Below are 565 nucleotides of genomic sequence, written 5' to 3' on the forward strand. Positions count from 1 at the left end.
CTTGGATACCTTGTACGTGTTGGATCATTTAAATCGGAGAGAGATGCCAACAAATTAAGAGATGAGTTAAAAGGAAAAGGATATGGTAATTCACGCGTTGTTTTTTCGGCTGAAGATGGAGGGAAATCTACGGGCCCTTGGGTTGTGAATATTTTAGAAATCGATCCAAAGAAGTTTAAAGGAAAAGTTTTACCTGAACTGGGAACTGAGATAGTACCCGGGAAGGAAAAATTAACTARCATTTCAGCCCGTACTGGTGCGATAGCGACTGTAAACGGTGGATATTTTGTAATGGGACCGAGTGATGGTACAGAAGGGGATCTTGCTGGTGCTTCCATGATTAGTGGCGAACTCATTAGCGAAGCGGTAAATGGCAGGACAAGCCTGGTTTTATCCGGAAATAGGGCACAGATAGCTTCAGTAGAAACTAAACTTTCAGTTACGGCATCTGATGCTGCAATGAGAGAATTGGATGGCCTTAACCGCAAACCTGGCCTGATCCGTGGATGTGGAGGCATTGGTGATAATTTAAACTTTGCAAAGCATGATTTCACTTGTACGGATT

Annotated in this window: 1 protein-coding gene; it reads left to right on the forward strand. The window is 42.9% G+C overall.

Annotated elements, in window-relative coordinates:
• On the forward strand, positions 1-565 hold a 565-nt coding region (locus AC1DUW_RS32055; protein ID WP_477644610.1), incomplete at both ends, for an SPOR domain-containing protein.

Source organism: Peribacillus sp. P4_C12, from assembly GCF_056402095.1.